An 18,980-nucleotide genomic window follows, 5' to 3' on the forward strand; every position below is an offset into this window, starting at 1 on the left:
CGGTAACCAAACACCCCTTGAATAATCGTATGGTTCAAGAAATTTTCACTCCCAGATAAGCCGATTGAACGTTTGCGTTATTGCTAATTTCATCTCTCGTGCCGTTTAGAATGATTTTGCCCTGATCCATCACATAAACGCGGTCGGCCACTCTCAGGGCGGCTTTGACGTTCTGTTCCACCAGAATGACCATCGTGCCAAGCTGCTCTTTGATATATTTCAAATTTTCCAATATTTCATTCACGATCATCGGTGCTAACCCCATAGACGGCTCATCCAGCAAAATAATTTTCGGATTCGACATTAAGCCTCGTCCGATCGCGAGCATTTGCTGTTCTCCGCCGCTTAGAAAACCGCCGAGATTATGCATATGTTTTTTCAATCCGGGGAACATCTCAAGTACTTTCTCCAGGTTTCCCTTGACGCTTTCCTTCTCTTTAAAGTATTTGGAATACATGCCGAGCCGTAAATTTTCTTCAACGGTCAGGTTGCTGAAAATTTGCCGCCCTTCGGGAACAAGTGCCAAACCTTTGCCAACAACATGATGGGAAGGGAAACCGCTGATCGTTTCGCCGTGTAAAGTCACTTTCCCTTCCGACGGCTTGTAAAGACCGGCTAACGTGTTCAACAGGGTGCTTTTTCCGGCGCCGTTCGCACCGATCACCGAAACGATTTCGCCGCTATGTACTTCGAGATTAATGGCGTGCAGTATTTGGATGTTGCCTATATGTGTGCTTAAGTTTTCTACTTTCAGCATTAAACCGCCTCCTCCCCCAAGTACGCTTTAATTACTTTTTCATTGCGTTGTACGTCTTCGGGAGTTCCTTCCGCAATTTTTTTGCCGAAATCGATGACGACGATACGATCGGCAATTTCCATAACGGTAGCCATCTTGTGCTCGACAAACAAGAAAGAATGGCCTTTCTTTTTATACTCTACGATGTATTCGGACATTTTTTTCGTTTCCGCATCGTTTAAACCCGCCATCGGTTCGTCTAACAAGACGAGTGTAGGCTCATACATGATGGCGCGGGCGAATTCCAATTGCTTCTGAAGTCCGTACGAGAGCTGCCCTGCTTTTTCATGCATCAGATGGAGCAGCCCTACCATTTCGAGCGCGTCCAGAGCGAGCTGATACGCTTGTTCTTCATCCTTCTTGACGATCGGCAGTCGAAATCCCGCACTGAGCACATTCGTCCTCAATTTCACATGCGCGCCCATCATGGCGTTTTCCAGAACGGTCATATTGCGAAAAATTTGAAGATTTTGGAACGTCCTTGATATTTTAAGCGGCGCCAGCTCATATATTTTTTTGCCGGTAAGTCGATTTCCTTGATAAATAACTTCTCCTGAGGTAGGCGGCATAAAACAAGAAATCGTATTGAACAACGTGGTCTTCCCGGCACCGTTCGGACCGATGACCGCCACAATCTCCCCTTCCCCAACTTGAAAGCTAACGTTATCGACCGCGGTTACTCCGCCGAATTTTTTCGTCAATCCCTTAACTTCCAGTAAGTTTGTCATGTTTAAACCCCTTTTGCTTCTTTCATCATTTTGGTTTTGCTGCGCGAAGCTTTGACCCAGGCGCCTGATAGTATCGAAATGACCCCTCTAGGAGCAAACATCATCACAATCACGATCATAAAACCGTAAACCACAATTTCAACCGGACCGCTGAGATGGAGGTAGTCTTTACCGATATACCGGATCAGTTCCTGCAGGAACATGATGGTGCCCGTACCCAGCATAGCGCCCCAGATGGAATGGCTTCCGCCGACCATGACCATGATCAGCAGCAAAATGGAGAAATTAATGTAAAACGTAGGAGGTGCGATAAAATTAATAAAATGCGCGTAAAAGCTGCCCGCTAACGAGGCATATGCGGCGCTGATCGCAAAAATGGCCACTTTATATTTGGCGACGTTAACGCCCAAGGTTTGCGTAGCGATTTCACTGTCGTGTATGCTCCTGAGCAGCCGGCCAATAGGAGAGCGAACGATATTCGTTGAGAAAATGATCACGAGCCCCACAACGGTCCATATGAAATAATAAAAATAGAGCGGATTGCTCAGATCCAGACCGAACAACGATAAAGTCGGAATGCTGTGCAGGCCCAAGGGGCCCCCCGTATAATCCGACAACCCTACAATTAGAATATAGATGATAATATTAAAACCGAGGGTGGCTAAAGCCAGAAAGTGTCCTTTCAGCTTGAGAATGGGAATTCCGATCAGATAGGCGATGCCAAAAGTGACCACCATGCCAAGGATCATGGCCAACCAAGGCGACATCGCGGCTTTCGTCGTCAGCATGCCGGATACGTAGGCTCCGATTCCAAAGAATGCGGCATGCCCTAAAGAGATTTGCCCCGTATAGCCGATCAGCAGACTTAGTCCGATCGTAATGATGCTGTACAGGCCGATTAGAATCAGCACCGTAAAAATATGCGGAGCATGGACGAAAAACGGAAGAGCTAATATGATGGCAATTAAACCGATAAACGGTTTCCAACGATTGCCGTATAAAATTGCGTCAAGTTTAGCCATTATGATTGCCCCCTCTATACTCTTAGACCGGTTGCTTTGCCGAACAAACCGTTCGGTCTGAAGAATAGCACCAACAGCAATACCGTGAAGCTGATGGCGTCACTATACGTACTGGAAAGCAAACCGCTTGAAAAAGCTTCGACTACACCGAGCACCAAACCGCCCATGACGGCCCCGGAAATATTATTCATCCCTCCGATAACCATGGCGACAAAGCCTTTAAGACCGATTAGAAAGCCCATCTCGTACGTTGCGTCCGTTAAGGGAGCGATAATAATGCCGGCGATGGCTCCAAGGGCTGCGGCCAACGTGAAGGATAAGCCTGACATCGCCTGGGTGTTGATCCCCATTAAGCTTGCGGCGCGGGGATTGGTCTCGCTCGCTCTGAGGGCGGATCCGATAAAGGTTTTATCAAAAAAGAAATACAGCAAGGCGAGCAGGACGATCAGTATGGCAAAAATAAACAAACTTTGCGGGTTGATAACGGCCCCGAAAAAATGGATGGGCTTTATCTGAACAATCGGCGACAAGGTTTTCGGATAAGTACCCCAAATAATTAATCCGAGTCCCTTAAGAAAAATGGACAATCCGATAGTAATGACAACAAGGGTGACGGGTGCGCTCTTTCTCGCCGGTTTTATAAGTGTTCTCTCTATGAATAAGCCGATAAACGCGGTAAAAAGGATCGCTATTGGAATCGCTGCGAACATGGGAAGACCAAAACCAATTAAAGAAATACACGACATCGCCCCGATCATCGCAAACTCACCTTGAGCAAAGTTTAATATTCCCGTTGTATTGTAGATGGTGACAAATCCGATGGCTAGCAGTGCATAAATGCTGCCAACGGTAAGTCCGGTGATGAGAAATTGCAAAAATTGCGCGAAATCCATGTTCGATCTCCCTTCTAGTGAAAATCTATGGCAGATCGATATCTGCCATAGATTATTATCCATCCAACTATTCTTCGTATTTCCAGGCGTTGTCTTTAATGCCGAGTACGGTCAATCCGTCCACCTGTGAAGTCAGCCTTGTCTGTGCAAAATCGAAGGTTCCGGTAATGCCCGGATATTTGCCCAAATCTTTATTTAAAAACTTCGTAATATTTTCCGGAGTTGTATGTCCTGCCTTGATCGCCTCCACGATCATGGAAAGCCCGTCATACGTATGAGCGGCAAACAAGTCGGGTTCGCCGTTAAATTCGGCTTTGAATGCGTCACGGAACGCCTGCAATCTTTTCTTCTGATCCGAATCCGGCAGCTGGTCGACGATGCTTAACCGGCTTCCAACCACATAGAGCCCTTCATTGTTGCCTTTTACCTGATCGAGGAATCCCTGGTTCGCGGATGCGGTGCTTTGAATCATCGGAATGTTAAAGCCGAGGGCCTTAAAGTTTCTCGCCACAACCCCGGCGCCCGGCGTTCTGGACCATACGACGACAACCTCGGGATTCGCTTTTTTGACATTCGTTAATTGAACGGTCATATCGGTAGCCGTAGCGTCGAATTCTTCGTGTGCTACAATTTCAATATTATTTTCTTTTGCAAGGTCCTTGAATGCGGGAAGACCTTCAACGCCGAACGCATCCTTGGCATTTACCCAAGCCACTTTCGTAATATTTTTTTTCTTTAACCATTCCACGACCTTAACGGAAACGGTTTTTGAACTTGGGGTCATGACAAATACGTTATCCTTATCCGAATTGGCAGGTGCAACCGTCAAAAACGGAAGCTTGGCCGAGATCGCCTTCGGAAGAATTGCGGCGGTTGTACTTACTTGCGTTGCTCCCACGACCGCAACGACGCCTTCGGAAATCAAGCGGTCCATGGCAATGACGGCTTTGGTGTCATCCGTCTCATAGTCCTGCATGACTAGTTTAATTTTATAGCCGTTAATAGGCCCTTGTTTATCCAATTGCTTTTGAAACAATTTTTGTGTTTGAACTTCCGTCAAGCCTAATGTGGATGCGGGTCCGGTTTCGGCAAGCACCAATCCGATTTTAATTTCTTTGGCGTCGCCGCCGCTTCCATCCGATTTGGCAGGCGCGCCGCTGTTGGATGCGTTATTACCTGCTTGCGGGCCTTGCGGGCCGCACCCTGCCAATACAAGAAGCATGACGGCAAGAGCGAATACTAACATGTTTCGGCTTGACATTTTCATATGAACACCCCTTCTTAATAATTAGACCTAACTCTTTTTCGAAATTGAAAACGCTGTCATATCTTGTAGCAATTTTAATTTTACAGAAAATTCAAACTAAGTATACCTGCATCATGTAGGAATTATAATTTGTCAATTTGTCCACTATGTAGGAATAGCATGAACTTCTGCGTGAACTATTGTTCAGCCGGCCTCTAAACGATTCATAAGCTCATCTTTTAATTTGACTTTCTGGATTTTTCCGCTCGCCGTTGTCGGCAGCTCCTCCACAAATACCACTTTGCCGGGAAGCTTATAGCTGGCGATATACGTTTTTAAGTAATCGATGATTTCCTCCTGCGTCGCCTGGACATTAGGCTTCAGCTTGACGGCGGCGCATACGATCTCGCCTAAAGTCGCATCAGGCAGGCCGACAATCGCGGACTCCAGAACTTTCGGATGGTTTTGAAGCAAGCCTTCGATTTCCTGGGGATAAATATTGTAGCCGCCCCGTATGATCAATTCCTTCTTGCGGCCCACAAATCGAATGTACCCGTCTTCGTCCATCGTGCCCAAATCGCCCGTATAATACCACCCTTCAGGATCAAGCACTTGCCGGGTTTGCTCAGGAGATTGGTAATATTCTTTCATGACGCCGAAGCCTCTGCAAGCAATTTCACCGGTTTCACCTGGAGGCAGCGTTTCCCTCCGGTCATTGACAATTTTCACTTCGACGCCTTCTACTGCTTTGCCGACCGTCTCGAGAATGTTGCTTTCTTTATCATCATACTGCGTGATGGTTACCGTACCGGTCTCGGTGATGCCGTAGGAAATGCAAAGATTCATGCCCATCTTCTCACGGACCCCTTTGATCGTTTCCGGAGGACAAGTGGCCGCTCCCGTTATTCCCGCCCGCAGCGAAGATAAATCGTAGGAGTCAAAATCAGGGTCCTTCAATTCGAGATTCAACATCGACGGAACCGCGTGGTGAATCGTTACTTTTTCCTGCTCGATCAGCTTTAAGGCGTCTTTCGGTTTGTATTTTTCGAGCAGCACCATTTTGGATTGACAATAGACGGCAGACATCAAGTTAACGGCCATTCCGAAGATATGAAACATCGGCGCCAGAATAATAAACACATCATCGGAGACACATTGCAGGCTCTTCGCAATCGTCATGCCGGACTGAACGACGCTGCGATGAGTGACCATGGCCCCTTTCGGCACGCCGGTCGTTCCCGAAGTATATAAAATACAGAACGTATCATGCAGAGGATCGATGGCAGGCTGCGGCGGAATGACGTCATTCGAGCCTGCCAGAAGGTCGGTAAATGAGAGGCAGCCCTCCTTCTCATACCGGACCGTAATGAGCTGCAAATGGTTCGGTTCTCCGCTTTCAAAGCCTGTTTTTTCAAATTCCTGGGATACAAAAACGACTTTGGCTCCCGAATTTCCTAAAATATGCTGTAATTCATGCAACCGATACTTGGGGTTAAATGGAACGAGAATGGCCCCTATTTTCGCAATGGCAAAAAATAATTGAACCGTCTCATGCCAGTTGGGTAAAGAAACGCCGACCCGATCCCCTTCTTTGATGCCCAGCGATACGAGAGCAGATGCTAACCGATTGACTTCCTCCTGCAGCTCGCCGTAGGTCAGTCTGCGCGTCAGGTCATAAATCGCCTCTTTATCGGGACTGCCTTGCACCGCCATATCCAACAGTTGTGAAACAGACACGCTATTCCCTTGCATGTGATCATTCACCTTACCTTCCTGTGTCCTACATATTTTGGGTAACCTTATTTCGATGACGCGTTAACATGATCGAAAGCCCGAAAATCAATAAAAACAAAGCCATAAACAGGGAGGACAAACGATACATCAAGCCGTACCCTACACCCGAGGCCAGTACGCCCAATAAGATGGAGCCGAGCGCAACCCCTGCATCGATGGAATTGTAGAACATTCCGTTCGCGATCCCCCGCTCATCTGCGGATACTTCCTTGATCATCCAGGCCTGAATGGACGGCTGGATCATCCCATACCCGCAGCCATAGACGATTGCCGACAATATAAGTTCGAGCAAGCGGTCCGAGTAGGAAAGGAAAATGACTCCCAGCATGACCAGAAAACCACCGGGTATCACGGCGGCAACAGGCCCCCTGCGATCGAATATTTTTCCGGCAAAAGGCCGAATCAGCAGTACCATCAAGGATTGAACCAGAAAGAAGCTGCCCACGCCTTCAATGTTACGCTGAAGGCCAAACAGTGCGATGAAACCGATCAGGCCGCTGTAAGTGATGGATAAGAGCATATTCAAAATGGCGGGCAGAACTAATTTCCGGGAAAAGTAGGTGTTTCCTTGTGAAGATTTCCCTCGAACCGCTCCTGTCGCCATTGTGCTTGCTCCTGGCAACACCCCGTAGATGATAGGAAAAATCAGAAGAAGAACAATCGAAGCTGCGGCCGTTAAAGTCCCAAAGCCGTAATTGGCGAGCAAATACATCCCGATGAGGGGCCCTACAGACAATCCGAGTGTATTGGAAAATCCGAAATACCCCATGCCCTCTCCCATTCGCGCGAGAGGAACCCGATTGGATGCCATAGTGGGCAATACGGTACTGGCCACGCCAAAGCCGAAACCATACACCATTCTTATACCTAAAATGGCGATTAAGGCATGACACCAATAGGTGCCGGCTGTAGCTATCCATGCGATGAATAAACCAAGGAACAAAAGCCGACCCATTCTTTCTTTCTGGCCAGGTCTGCCTGCAAACAGTCTCGCGGCCACCGAGGATAAGGCAAAAAGGCCCGTTATCACTCCGATGCTGAAATCACTGGCCTGAAATTGCTCCTTTAAATACGCAGGGAGAGAACTGATCAGCATCTGTAAGTTTAAAAATAATAAAAACCCGCAAAGTGTGATCCCCAAAAATCCCTTGGTCCACAATTGATCCTGCTGCTGGTCCATGACATCACCTTCCGAAAGTAAACCTGCTTCCCGGATTCCTCCTTCATTTTGACTGGATACAATGTTATCGCTTACATTTGGATGGGTTAAAATAACCGATTTCCTTAAATCTTATTATAAAAAGAAATCCGGCAAAAAAATACCTTCATCGTGCAGGAAAGTAAGCGCATAAATTTCCACATCGTGACGTAGAACAAGAAAGAAAATACCTTCCAACGAAAACGATGGAAGGTTGGACGATTTGATAAGCCATGATGGAGCCTCATAAGCTCAATTCGGCTTCTTGTCTTTCAGATGTTTATCCAAGAAAGCGATAAGGATATCCGTAATTTCCGTTTGCACCCATTGCGGTCCGCCGTGCCCGGCACCTTGAACCACGTAGTAGGTGGAATCCACTCCTTGGCTTACGAGAGCCTCATGCAAAATCTCCGTTTGGTTCGGAGAAACCAACGTATCCTTATCGCCATGCATAATTAAGAATGGAGGTGCATCCTTCGTAATATACGTGATCGGATTGGCTTTGGCCGCTTTCTCAGGATTGGAATGGATCGATCCGCCGGGGCCGAACACCGCAGGTCCGTTTACCCACATCCCTTCCGGCGCGGAAGGAGAGTCGTGAACAGCTTCCACCTCTTTGGAGAAACCGTATCCTACCTTCGTTAAATCAGACAAACCGTATAAATCAATGACGGCCTGCACGTTGCTGCTCAGATGAAGATAATCGCCTTTGTCAAATGCCGCAACCTCATTGGTTGTTCCGCTGAATGCCGCCAGATAGCCGCCGGCTGAATTCCCCATCACCGCGATACGGTCCGGATCAATACCATATTTAGCAGCATTGGCCCGAAGGTAGCGGATCGCCGACTTTACATCTTCTAGCGGTGAAGGGAAGGTGCTTCCGGGGGTGACTCTGTATTCGATACTTGCCACGACATAGCCTGATTCGGCCATCGTCATTCTTTGTTGTAAAGAGCTGTCTTTATTGGCTGACATAAAGCCTCCGCCAGGAACAAATACAACGGCGGGAAGAAGCTCTTGACTGCCGGGCTTCAAAATATCCATATGAAGAGGGAAATTAGGATCGCCAAAGATTGAAGGCTGCGAGTAAACAATGTCCGAAATAAAGTCTACAGAGAGCTTTTTCATAGAAACTTCTAACAGCTTAGCTCCGTTAGTAGCGGCAACGGCAAGTCCGGTGGCTGCGGTGAAGATACAAACCATTAACAGGGTGAGAAGGGTTGCTTTTTTCAGTTTCATCGACGACATCCTCCTAAAATATATGAATCATACATTCAGGGCAATCGAAGTGAGCATCCCTCCTCCTGCTAAGAAAGCGGTTACTTAAACCTTCATGCTCGTTCTCTATGCAGCGAAGTCATTCCTTGTGTTGAAATCATCATACAATGAATACCCATGATTGGGTACGTTCGTGATGCAGGAAAAGAACAAATGAAAATTCTCCGCCGTAAACAAAGGTTTAGGCATCGGAGCTTTCCGTAAGATGCAGATCATACAGCTTGTACGCCAGCATGATGTTAAATCGCTGCTCGGCATCGTCAATATCCACCTGAAGGATTTCCCTGATTTTTTCCAGGCGGTATTTAAAGGAGCTGCGGTGAATGAATAAGCGATCGGAGGAATCTTTGATATTTCCGTTCGTCTGCAAATATACCCTCAGTGTATCGAACAGGTCGCGGTTCTTTCCGTTAGCGTACTGCAGCAGCGGGTCCAGATACGCTCTCAAAAATAGGGGAACGATATGGGGATCCGCCAAGTTGTACAGCACCGTATAGGAGCCTAGCTGATGAAAGCTGAGAAATTGCTTGTCCGGAAAGCGATTATAAAGAATAGCCAACGTTTTTTGCGCTTGCTTGTAGCAATTATAGTAATCTTCGATTTTATGGGCCTCTTGACTGATTCCCAAATAACTGGCCACATGGTCGAACTCGGAGCTAATGATTTTCTTGATTCTTTCATAAAAGGTTTTCCAAAACGCACCGGTCGCTTTGGCTTGGGGAACAATGGTTACATAATATTCATCCTTGCGTGTCAGGATAATCCCGGGCTCTGATCTGGAAACATGGTCGCGGATCCGATCCCAGATCCATGTTTTTTGGGCATCGACTTCAAGGAGATTGGATTTCTGCTCTTCCTTCTCTTCGAACACAAAGGAAAACAATCCAATGACGTGCGGCTCGAGAATATTCCAATTCAGCAGATTGGCGTACTCTAATATTTTGCCTTTGTTATGGATTTCCTCCACAAATAACTGATTGAAAAAGCTGTCCTTCACCTGTTCCCGCACGTCAAGAACAACCTTCTGCTTGATGAATTGAACCGCATATACGTTAAGCGCATGGTTCAGGGTCATCTTTAATACGGTATCGAGCTTCTTTCTGGGAATCGCCAGGCCCAGATAGCCCAACAGATCACCTGCTCCAACGACCTTAAACATGCCGAATTCAAGCTGGTCGTTAACCGTGATCCAATACTCCAATTGCTTGCTTTGCTGAAAGTGCCGCCTTTCGTTCTTCACCTGGGATAGAATACGCTCCCCCATCGCAGGATCGGATTCCAGGATACAGCTCGAAGTCAGATGAAAGAACCGGTCAAACAAAAAAACGGAGCATTTCATCATATCCGACAAAAACTCGGAAATTTTGGAGAATCCGTCGTCTTCCAGTGTATGCTTGACCAATTCCTGCTGATGATGCATGAACGTTTCAAGCCGGTATTTGCGGTCTTTTTCACTGGAATACAATCTCGCATTCTCAATCAGAGCCGAAACGTGCGAGGCTAAAAACTGCAGCAGCTCTAAATCGTCGGCTGTAAACAACGCATGCTCTTTATTGATGACATGCAGGACGCCGATCGTTTTCAAATTGATGATCAACGGAATTGTAATTTCACCGCCGCCCGGCTTTTCCAGGAAAGCAAAAAACGGGTTTAAATCGTAGGCTTCCTTGAGATCGATCTTGTCCTGCGGAATATTAATTCCGTAAGACGGAGGCTGATACAGAAAACAGTTCGTGTCTTCGTCATACAGGTAAATGAAGGCAGATTCCGCATTCGTCCCTTTTCCTGCGCGTTCCACGATTTTACTTACGATCTCTTCTAACGAGGAGCCGCCCAAATATACATTTTCCTTCAACCACTCGAGCCCTTTTATTTTCTTAAGCTCGGTTTCTTTTTGCTGCCCCAGGGCAAATGCGATCGCGATGTCCTTGCCATATTCCTCGAAAAGCTTCTCCGCACCGAGTACGAGAGGAACAAAGGAACGGAAGCCGATCACGCACAAGCCCAAGCTGTCTTCGTTCTCCTGCCGGATCGGGAACGTAAACCAAGTTTGAAACTGCTCCGCATTTAAACCTGATAACAAAGAGCAATTGTCTTCTTCTTTAATCAAATCAAACGTACAGAGCGGCTCGCCATAAACGCGGGGCAAACAGGCTTCACTGCTCAATGGAAAATGCTGCTCAAACTGAGGGGCCTCGCCCTTCTTCGCTTTAATCTTCAGCGTATGCCCGTCCTTGATAATAATCGCCATATAGTTGCAAGCGAACTGCTCGTGAAACGAATCGATTAAGTAATGCAGCGTTTCGTCCAGCGTATCAAACTGAACCATCCGCCTTGCCGTTTTTCGAAGATGGTGATCGATTTTTTCTAACAGGTGTTTTTGTTTCTGGGTATCCAACCGTTCGCTCCCCTTTCGAATTCATCGCTCATCCACATTTTCTGCCAATAAAGAAAAATAATATCTTTATTATAGTTAGAAAATCGCCTCATGGAAAGTAATTCAATTAGAGAGGAGAGCCGACCTGCCATTAAACGACGTATTTTTCCGCGTCGATCACTCGCGAAGCGACGCTCCTTTTCAAATCAATAAGGTTGACGGCGGGTACGGAGGCCGTTGCCTTGGTCAACGCCGCCAACGCGGCAAGCAGCGCATCGCCGGAAAGGACGGCACATATCATTTCCTTGGCCCAGGATGCGATCCTGTCGACGGTTTCATGCACGAAAGCGATCGTCATCTGAATGGCATGGCGGGCTTGGTCTTCACGAGTCCGCGCCATCATTTTCTTCGTCCGAAGCAGCACGCTCTCCATGGCGTAGATGGAAATGACGATATCGGCCAAGTTGCCTGCGATCTCCTGTTCCTGGCTCAGCTTCTTGTCATATCTTTGTACGGCTTGCGCCAGCAGCCATTGGAACGTATGCTTGGCGTTTGCAATTAGCCGTGCTTCGAGTTCCAACGTTTCGCCGGCAGAGGAGCTGGGCACGGATTGCAGCTCGCCCGGCTTCTCCAATAAAGGCAGCTCGCCTTTGAACGCCCGCTTCACCAGGGTATCCGGAATCAGCATCCGGTTAATTTCATTCGTTCCCTCAAAAATGCGGAATATCCGCGAGTCCCGGTACATACGCTCAATCCGGTATTCCTGAATGTACCCATAGCCCCCATGAATTTGCAATCCTTCATCCACGACAAAATCGAGAACCTCCGAGCCGAACACTTTATTGATCGAGCATTCCAGCGCATATTCGGAAATCGCTTTGGCCGACAAGGAATCGACATTCGGATGGCTGTGATCGAGCACGCTCAAGCCCTCGTCGAGCAAGCCGGCCGTTCGGTAAATCATACTTTCAAGCGCGAAGGTCCGGATATTCATGTCGGCCAGCTTTTTGCCGATGAGCGGGAAGGAAGCAATGGGCCGGTCGAACTGCTTGCGTTCATTCGCATAGGCAGCCGAAATTTCGATCGCCGCCTTGGAGAGCCCCAGGCCTCCCGCCGCCAGCTTCAATCGCCCGAGATTCAAAATATTGAACGCGATCAGGTGGCCCTTGCCGACCTCTCCCAACAAATTTTCAACCGGAACCTTCACATCCTCCAAAGTTAATGAGCAGGTGGAAGAGCCTTTGAGTCCCATCTTCTTCTCCTCCGGTCCGATATGCAGCCCGTCGAACGACCGTTCCACGATAAACGCGCTGAAGTCCGTCCCGTTCACCTTCGCAAAGACGATGAACACATCCGCAAAGCTCGATCCGGAAATAAATTGCTTCGTTCCGTTCAATATATAATAAGCGCCATCGCCGGATAATTTAGCATGCGTCTTCGCTCCCAGTGCGTCCGTCCCGGACGAGGCTTCCGTCAGCGCATAGGCGGCCAGCTTCTCTCCGGCTGCAATACCCGGCAAGTATCTCCTCTTTTGCTCGTCGTTGCCGAAAAACACGATCGGCAGCGAACCGATGCCCGTCTGACCTCCATACGAGATAAAGAACGAGGTCGCTCTGACGATCTTCTCATTGATTAACAGCGCGCTGACTTTATCCACATCGAGGCCTTCATACCGCTCCGGTACTTCTGCGCTGAGCAAGCCCAGTTCACCCGCGGTCCGCAGCTTTTCCTTCGTTAACTCGACGTTCAATTGATGTTCCATTTCCTCTTCCAGCGGCTCTAATTCATTCCTTACAAAATCGTCCGCCAATTGCGCGATCATACGCTGCTCTTCCGTGAAATCCTCCGGTGTGACGATTCGATTCAAATCCGCTTCTTGCACCAGAAAGCTGCCGCCCACAATTTTATTCATCTTACTCTCCCCTTCATCATTTAGTTCAATCCGAAGACGGATTGTTCCAATATTTCGGCAATATCCTTCGCTTTCACCCGGTCTTCCATTTCCTTCATTTTCGTACCGTCCTCCATCATCGTCAGGCAGTACGGACATGCGCTGCTAATGACCGTCGGATTGACCTGCAGAGCCTGCTCTGTACGGGCTACGTTAACCCTTTTGCCTGCCGTTTCCTCCATCCACATCATCCCGCCGCCGGCACCGCAGCACATCCCGTTCTCGCGGTTTCGTTCCATCTCGACCAATTCGGCGCCCGGAATCGCTTTCAATATGCGGCGGGGCTGTTCGTAAACGTTATTGTAGCGGCCCAAATAACAGGAATCGTGATAGGTGATGCGTTCTTTTATTTCATACTGCGGGTTCAGCTTTCCTTCGCGGACCAGCCGATCCAACAGCTCGGTATGGTGAAGCACTTCCACATTCTCCAGCCCGAATTCCGGGTATTCGTTTTTCAACGTATTGTACGTGTGCGGGCAAGCGGTTACAATCTTTTTAACCCCATACTTTTGGAAGGTTTCGATGTTTTCCAGACAAAGCTGTTGAAATAAAAATTCATTCCCCATCCGCCTCGGCGTATCCCCGGAGTTTTTCTCCTCGTTGCCGAGAATGGCGAAGCTGACCCCGGCTTCATGCAGCAATCTGACGAAAGCCCGGGAAATTTTGCGGCTGCGCAAGTCATAAGAGCCCATCGATCCTACGAAGAAAAGGATGTCAAAATCCGGATTGTCCTTCACCGTCGGCACGGCCAAGCCTTCGATTTCCCCCGTCCACTTCTCGCGGTCGTTCCGGCTTAAGCCCCATGGATTGCTTTGTCTTTCGATATTTTGCATCGCACGCTGGCCTTCAGCCGGTACGCTGCCCTGCATCAAGACGAGCTGCCTGCGCAGGTCGATGATCTTGTCGACATGCTCGTTGCCGACCGGACATTGATCCTCGCAATTGCGGCACGTGGTACACGACCAGATTTCGTCCTCCGTCATGACGTCTCCGATCAATTCGAGCTCTTCCGCCTTGCGCTCCTGCACAGCCCAATGGCCTTTCTGCCATTCGAGGGTCGGCCCAATATCGGTCACTTCCGGCGAATCCCAGTTGGTTCCGTTCGCGCTGATCCCGGACATCGCATGCACGCCGGACGAAGAGAAAGCAAATCCGGGCACCCAGGGCGATTTGGACGTAATCGCGGCGCCTTTTTCGGTTAAATGATCCCGCAGCTTCATAATCATATGCATCGGAGACAGCGCTTTCCCCGTATTCGACGCAGGACACACATTCGTGCATCTGCCGCATTCCACGCAAGCGTAAAAGTCCAGCATCTGCTTTTGCGTAAAATCTTCGATTTTGCCTACCCCGAAGTTATCGGCCTCTTCATTGTCCAGATCCAGCTTCTTTAACCGGCCTGCCGGCTCAGCCCGGCGAAACCAAATGTTGAGCGGTGCGGTCAGGAGATGAAAGTGCTTGGATTGCGGGATATACACGAGAAAAGCGAGAAGAATCAGCAAGTGCGCCCACCAAAACATATAAAACGCGGCTTTCGCAGCCGTTTCGGACATTCCGCTGAAGACCGCAGCGATCAACGATGAAAGCGGAGCGTACACGGATGCCTCGTGCATGAGCCAGATCCGTTCGAACCCGAGAGAGAACAGGACCGTCATCATCAGGAAAAAAATTAAAAACAGCACCAGGCTCGGCTTCCAGCCTCTTTTCAAGCGGGGCAGTTTCTCCACATATCTGCGGTATGCGGCATAACCCGCCGCCACAAGAATAACGAACACCGTTATTTCCTGCATCAAGCTGAATGCATCATAGCCTGGAATCGGCAAAGCGCCCCCGCCTGTCAAACCTTTCACTATTAAATCCAGGGCGCCGAATTGCAGAATGATAAAGCCGTAAAAAATGACGATGTGCATCAAGCCGCTCTTCGGATCTTTCATCAGCTTCTTCTGGGCAAATACCTGTGATACAAATTCCTGAAGCCGTCCGCCCTGCAGACTCGAATGAAATTCGGCGGGCTGGCCGAGCTTTACATATAAATATCGATGAAACACAGCTTTGTAAAACAGATAGAGTCCATACCCGACTACCGCCAAAAACAAGATGAAGTTAATCCACTGCCACGTCATGCATCGTTCCCTTCCTTCCTTGGTCTGCAAGCTATCTTCCGGTTCTTGCAAGCATTGACAATTCATATGGCGTCATCTACAATAATTAATGAATGTAGATTCATTAATTGTGAGTTATTCTATCATGACGGAGGTTTCATGGCAAGAAAGAAAATTGACAAAACGGATGCCATCTTACAGGCAGCTTTAAAGGTATTCGCTGAACACGGCTTTAACGGAGCGCAAATATCCAAAATTGCCAAGGAGGCAGGTGTTGCCGACGGTACGATCTATTTATACTTCCAGAACAAGGAAGACATCCTGACGACCGTGTACCGCACAACGTTAACCGGTTTTACCCAGCTCTTAACCGATCGTCTGAAGGAAACCTTGAATGCGGATGCAGCGATACATGCCATATGCGAGATTTTATTTACGTTCATGGAAGAAAACGTCCATATCGCCTACTTAAACATCGTAGAGCTGCGCCAACATCCGATGGAACTACGCAAAGAAATCAGCCAGTATACGAGCCCGTTCTTCAGGCTCATCGAAGATGTGCTGCAGAAAGGTAAGGAGGAGGGGGCATTTCGCCCTAACCTTGAAGTCAAGCACGCCCGGAGGCTGTTGTTCGGGGCCATGGATCAAGTCATTTCCTCTTGGCTGATATCGGGCCGAAAGTATTCCCTGACGTCGCTTATTGAAAGCACCACTGAATTTTTAATCAAAGGTTTAAAATAATACATCCAAAGCAGGAGGGATTCCGATGAATATTTATGCCATCCTCAAGCAAACCTTCGATACCGAGGAAAAAATCGTAATCGAGAACGGGAAAATAGCCGACAACGGGGTCAAATTCATCATCAACCCGTACGATGAATATGCGGTGGAGGAGGCCATCCGGTTAAAAGAGCAGCACGGCGGCCATGTCGTTGTCGTATCCGTCGGTCCGGAGCGTTGTGCCGAAGCGCTAAGAACCGCTTTGGCCATGGGGGCCGACGAAGCGGTTCTGATCTCGGACGAGCGCATCGGGAATGACGAATTTAGCGTCTCCAACGCTTTAGCCGCTTATTTCGGCAAGCAATCGTTCGATGTTATCCTTGGAGGAAATTTCTCCGTAGATCACGGTTCAGGCCAAGTCGCCGTACGGCTGGCTCAGCTGATCCATGTTCCACACGTATCCTCCATTACGAAGCTGGAAATTTCGGGTGACAAAGCGGTCGCTCTTCGCGATGCCGAAGGAGATACGGAAACGGTGGAAATCTCGCTCCCGGCACTCTTTACCGCCCAACAGGGCTTGAACGAGCCCCGTTATCCTTCTTTGCCCGGCATTATGAAAGCCAAGAAAAAGCCGTTCACCCTCATCGGTTTGGATGAGCTCGGGTTAACGCCGGCACAGATCGCCGCCAAAACCGTTCAGGCCTCCCTTTCTCTTCCGCCGGCCCGAGGCGCCGGAAAGCTTCTGCAGGGGACCCCGGCAGAACAAGCCCATCAATTGGTACAACTGCTTCGCACGGAAGCGAAAGCCATCTAACATTCAATCGAGGAGGAATACCTATGAGCCTAACCTATATCGTTATCGCCGAAGCACGTTCCGGCAAGCTGCGTCAAGTTACTTTGGAAGCGCTTCACGCTGCGAAAATCGCTAAAAATGACGCAGATCGCCTCGTTGCCGTTTTTCCCGGGCATCAAATCACTTCTTTGGCCGAAGAACTGGCCCAATACGGCGTAGAGTCCGTCCACGTGCTGGATCATCCCAGTCTGGAAAATTATAATCCGGATACTTATTTTCCTGCCATAGCCGAGCTCATCGACGGCATCCGCCCGGATGCGGTATTCCTCGGTCATACGGGCATCGGGCGCGACCTGGCTCCGATGCTGGCAGCCCACTTAAACGCAGGACAAATCTCCGATGTCACGGCCATTGAGAAGTCCGGCGCCGACGTCTTGTTTACACGTTCCCTCTATGCCGGAAAAGCGTTGGAACAGAAACGGTTTGTTCAGGGGCCGTCGATCGTTACCGTTCGCCCGAACAATGTGCCTCCCGCGGAGAAAACCGGCTCCCTGGCCCCGATCGTTCCCGTAAGCTACAGCCCTCCCGCAGCGCTGCGCTCCATCGTGAAAGACGTCGTGCGCAAGGCCTCCGGGAAGGTCGACTTAACCGAAGCCAAGATTATAGTGGCCGGCGGCAGGGGAGTAAAGAGCGCTGAAGGCTTTAAACCTTTGGAGCAACTGGCCGAGGCGTTGAACGCGGCGATCGGCGCCTCTCGCGGCGCTTGCGACGCAGGCTACTGCGACTACTCGATGCAAATCGGACAAACCGGCAAGGTCGTTACGCCCGAAATTTATATTGCGTGCGGCATTAGCGGCGCCATCCAGCATCTGGCCGGCATGAGCCAATCCCGGATTATTATCGCGATTAACAAAGATCCGGAAGCTCCGATTTTTCAAGTGGCCGATTACGGCATTGTCGGCGATTTATTCGATGTGGTGCCGCTATTGACCGAAGAATTTAAAGTAACGCTCACCTAGCGCCTTCACCGCAAATACCCCGAGAGCCGCAATTTGTTACGGTTTGCACATACTATGAACAAGTTAAGGAGGGCTTCGCTTTGAACAAACTTGAGCAACTGGCCGGCCTGCTGGATATTATCCAATTGGCTTTTCCCGAGGATGTCAGACTAACGGTGTTCAATAAAGAGAAAGTAATCGCGGAGCTGCCTGGGGGAACCCTGGATTGGCCGACTAAAATCGGGGAGCCCATGGCAACATTCAAAGGGACGGTCACTTCCAAGGCCCTGGAGGAACAACAGGTTTTCCGGGAAGAACGCGGGCCCGAAAGATTTGGAGTCGCATACATTTCTACGGCGGTGCCTGTATTTGAAGAGGGCGAGCTGCTTGGCGTGCTGACCGCGCTCGTGTCCACGCATAGACTCGAAATGTTAAGAAACGGGACCTCCAAAATATCGAACGCTCTTGAAACGATGGCGATTTCCACGCAGGAAATAAGCCAGACCTCAACTGACCTGGCCACGCAAATTCAAATCATTCAGGGGCAATCCGAAGAAATCATCAAGGATGTGGAGCGGAGCTATGCGATCTTGAATTCCGTCCAGGAAATTGCCGAGAACTCCAAGCTGCTCGGTCTGAACGCGGCGATTGAAGCGGCACGACTCGGGGAACAAGGCCGGGGATTTGAAGTGATCGCATCGGAAATTAGGAAAATGGCCGATTATTGTAAACAGTTTGCGCAGGATGTTCAATTCCAGATGGATAAAATTCAAAAGAACGTGTCCATGATGCATCATTCGATTGAGCATGTAGCGGCCTTCTCGGAGGAACATACGGCCGGCTTGCAAAAAATCAACACGGTGTGCGAGGGCATTCACGTTACGTCGGAAGAATTGCTGGCCTCCGCCAAAGTTTGAAAGCAGTTTGTGCTCCAAACGAATTCCTACGAAACGACAAGGATGCCTCCATACATCGTGTGCCTGCGGGGAGCAGGTTCACGATGTATGGAGGCATCCTAAGGCTTCAACATGAACACGAGATGAGCCCCTTCCTGAAGGAGGTGCGCATGTCAGGTGCGGCGCTA

At 49.1% G+C, this 18,980-nt stretch carries 15 protein-coding genes; 4 read left to right on the forward strand and 11 right to left on the reverse strand.

What is annotated here, in order from left to right:
• Positions 1-34 precede the first annotated feature (34 nt).
• The 11 genes from FKP33_RS06110 to FKP33_RS06160 form a co-directional block, all read right to left on the reverse strand.
• Positions 35-757: an ABC transporter ATP-binding protein gene (locus tag FKP33_RS06110; RefSeq protein WP_127607205.1), complete on the reverse strand. Its 723-nt coding sequence runs from the start codon at positions 755-757 to the stop codon at positions 35-37.
• Positions 757-1,524 carry an ABC transporter ATP-binding protein gene (locus tag FKP33_RS06115; protein WP_141334212.1) on the reverse strand — a complete coding sequence of 256 codons (768 nt, stop codon included), beginning with the start codon at positions 1,522-1,524 and terminating at the stop codon, positions 757-759. The genes FKP33_RS06110 and FKP33_RS06115 overlap by 1 nt, the downstream gene beginning before the upstream one ends.
• A gap of 2 nt (positions 1,525-1,526) precedes the next feature.
• The gene (locus FKP33_RS06120; protein ID WP_141334214.1) at positions 1,527-2,546 is read right to left on the reverse strand and encodes a branched-chain amino acid ABC transporter permease; all 1,020 of its coding nucleotides are present in this window, start codon (positions 2,544-2,546) and stop codon (positions 1,527-1,529) included.
• Between the two features lie 14 nt (positions 2,547-2,560).
• Positions 2,561-3,502 (reverse strand): branched-chain amino acid ABC transporter permease, encoded by a 942-nt coding sequence (locus FKP33_RS06125; protein WP_306439338.1) that lies wholly within the window; start codon positions 3,500-3,502, stop codon positions 2,561-2,563.
• A gap of 4 nt (positions 3,503-3,506) precedes the next feature.
• Positions 3,507-4,706, reverse strand: coding sequence for an ABC transporter substrate-binding protein (locus FKP33_RS06130; protein WP_141334216.1), 1,200 nt, complete (start codon positions 4,704-4,706; stop codon positions 3,507-3,509).
• A 183-nt stretch (positions 4,707-4,889) separates the two neighbouring features.
• A complete protein-coding gene (locus tag FKP33_RS06135; protein ID WP_141334218.1) occupies positions 4,890-6,437 on the reverse strand; it encodes a class I adenylate-forming enzyme family protein in 1,548 nt (515 codons plus the stop codon).
• 28 nt (positions 6,438-6,465) lie between these two features.
• On the reverse strand, positions 6,466-7,659 hold the full coding sequence (locus FKP33_RS06140) for an MFS transporter (RefSeq protein ID WP_141334220.1): 1,194 nt from the start codon (positions 7,657-7,659) through the stop codon (positions 6,466-6,468).
• Between the two features lie 270 nt (positions 7,660-7,929).
• Positions 7,930-8,916: an alpha/beta hydrolase gene (locus tag FKP33_RS06145; RefSeq protein ID WP_141334222.1), complete on the reverse strand. Its 987-nt coding sequence runs from the start codon at positions 8,914-8,916 to the stop codon at positions 7,930-7,932.
• 220 nt (positions 8,917-9,136) lie between these two features.
• Positions 9,137-11,353 carry a helix-turn-helix domain-containing protein gene (locus tag FKP33_RS06150; RefSeq protein ID WP_155613796.1) on the reverse strand — a complete coding sequence of 739 codons (2,217 nt, stop codon included), beginning with the start codon at positions 11,351-11,353 and terminating at the stop codon, positions 9,137-9,139.
• A 130-nt stretch (positions 11,354-11,483) separates the two neighbouring features.
• Complete coding sequence (locus FKP33_RS06155) at positions 11,484-13,244, reverse strand: acyl-CoA dehydrogenase family protein (RefSeq protein ID WP_141334226.1); 1,761 nt, start codon at positions 13,242-13,244, stop codon at positions 11,484-11,486.
• 20 nt (positions 13,245-13,264) lie between these two features.
• On the reverse strand, positions 13,265-15,406 hold the full coding sequence (locus FKP33_RS06160) for a (Fe-S)-binding protein (protein ID WP_141334228.1): 2,142 nt from the start codon (positions 15,404-15,406) through the stop codon (positions 13,265-13,267).
• 138 nt (positions 15,407-15,544) lie between these two features.
• Between FKP33_RS06160 and FKP33_RS06165 the strand changes: the two genes are divergently transcribed.
• The 4 genes from FKP33_RS06165 to FKP33_RS06180 all read left to right on the forward strand — a co-directional run bounded on the left by FKP33_RS06165 (position 15,545) and on the right by FKP33_RS06180 (position 18,813).
• Positions 15,545-16,126, forward strand: coding sequence for a fatty acid metabolism transcriptional regulator FadR (locus FKP33_RS06165; protein ID WP_127607187.1), 582 nt, complete (start codon positions 15,545-15,547; stop codon positions 16,124-16,126).
• Positions 16,127-16,151: 25 nt separating this feature from the next.
• The gene (locus tag FKP33_RS06170) at positions 16,152-16,919 is read left to right on the forward strand and encodes an electron transfer flavoprotein subunit beta/FixA family protein (protein ID WP_127607185.1); all 768 of its coding nucleotides are present in this window, start codon (positions 16,152-16,154) and stop codon (positions 16,917-16,919) included.
• A gap of 23 nt (positions 16,920-16,942) precedes the next feature.
• Positions 16,943-17,917, forward strand: coding sequence for an electron transfer flavoprotein subunit alpha/FixB family protein (locus FKP33_RS06175; RefSeq protein ID WP_054797132.1), 975 nt, complete (start codon positions 16,943-16,945; stop codon positions 17,915-17,917).
• 80 nt (positions 17,918-17,997) lie between these two features.
• Complete coding sequence (locus FKP33_RS06180; RefSeq protein WP_127607181.1) at positions 17,998-18,813, forward strand: methyl-accepting chemotaxis protein; 816 nt, start codon at positions 17,998-18,000, stop codon at positions 18,811-18,813.
• The last annotated feature ends 167 nt before the right edge of the window (positions 18,814-18,980 follow it).

The organism is Paenibacillus sp. tmac-D7 (genome assembly GCF_006519665.1).
Classification (GTDB): Bacteria; Bacillota; Bacilli; order Paenibacillales; family NBRC-103111; genus Paenibacillus_G; species Paenibacillus_G validus.